The sequence below is a fragment of the Frankia sp. CeCAU1 genome, from assembly GCF_977971845.1.
On sequence record NZ_CDWWXA010000151.1, the window covers coordinates 1 to 1428 of the forward strand.

Below are 1428 nucleotides of genomic sequence, written 5' to 3' on the forward strand. Positions count from 1 at the left end.
ACTGCCACTTTTTCCAGGCCAGCGAACCCGAACTCGGATTCCGCTACCCCTACCCCCACGAACACAAAGACGATCATGCGGGGTCTGTCACACCACCGCTAGCCGGGATACCCTCACAACACCAGCCCACGCCGCAGACCGAGGGGGTGGAGACCGCGAACGGCAGAGACCTACTCAGCCTCACCGCCGCAGCCATAGGACTCACCGCCACCGGCACAGCCGCAGCGATGACCGCGCCCGCCGACAGGTTGGCCATCCTGGAACGCGCCACCGCCGGCAGCGGCGCGGCATCCGCGGCCGAAGGGGCCCTACAGGCCGTGGTGGCCGACTACCTGCACCATCCCCCCGCCGAGACATTGCGCCGGGCCATCGCGTTGCAGCAGCTCACCGACGCCATGTCTGCTGGGGCCGAGCCCGGCGAAGAACTGCCCTGCGCCCATCGGCGTCTCGTGAACGAACATGGCGAGGACCTGCGGGAACACCACCCGAGGGCGGAATGTTGGTGGCGGTCGCTACAGTGAGCGCGGCCACGGCGTCGATCTCGGATCGCGTCCGCTGGCCGGTGTTCGCCGCCATACGGGAGGTCGACGGGATGAACGTGGCGAAGGTGGTCCGGCGGGTGATCCCGGGTGATCCGGAGACGGTGCGCGACCGGGTGATGGTGCCGGCGCGGTCGCTGTGGCGCCGGGCCTGGACCTGGCGAGGCATCGACATCACCTCGTCCATGACGACGAGGTCGTGTCTCGTCGTCGCACCACACCCCGACGACGAGACGCTGGGCTGCGCGGTGGCCATCATGCGTAAGCGGGCCGCCGGCACCCCGGTCACGGTGGTGATTGTCAGTGACGGCTCCCGCGCGGAGCCGGTGACGCTCCCGCCAGCGGAGTTGATCGAGGTGCGCAAGGCGGAGACCCGCCGGGCCTGCACCCTGCTGGACGTCGACGAGTCCGACGTGCGCTTCCTTGGTTTCCCCGACGCCGAGCTCTCCGACCGGATCGACGCCATCGCCGCGCGGCTCACCGAGCTCATTGAGACCCTCGCGCCCGAGCAGATCCTGGCGCCGACCTCGTGCGAGGGGCACCCGGACCACGACGCGACCAACGAGGCGGTGCGCCGAGCGGTCGCCACCACCGGTTATCGCGGCCAGGTGCTCGAATACACCGTCTGGTTCTGGACGCACTGGCCCTGGACCTTGGGTTACGGGACGGCGGGCTGGTCGGCTGAGCGTCTGTTCGTCCAGCCGGTCCGCCGGTTGCGGGAACGCCGCCCGCTGCTCGTGGACGCCCGCGGTTTCCGGGCGCGGCAGCGCAGGGCCCTCGCGGAGCACGCAACCCAGGTAGGGGAGGACGACGCGGCGTCCGACGCCGCCACCCCGGTGACCGGCTCCCTGCTCGCGACCCTGGGGAGTCCGTACGAGGTCTACGTCGC

The 1428-nt window shown here is 70.4% G+C and carries 2 protein-coding genes; both read left to right on the forward strand.

Going from position 1 to position 1428, the window contains the following annotated elements; genetic code table 11:
• On the forward strand, nt 1–521 hold a 521-nt coding region (locus AC08OO_RS20035), incomplete at its 5' end, for a hypothetical protein (RefSeq protein ID WP_476611260.1).
• A partial coding sequence (locus tag AC08OO_RS20040) for a PIG-L deacetylase family protein (RefSeq protein ID WP_476618896.1) occupies nt 503–1428 on the forward strand: 926 nt, incomplete at its 3' end. The genes AC08OO_RS20035 and AC08OO_RS20040, both read left to right, overlap by 19 nt.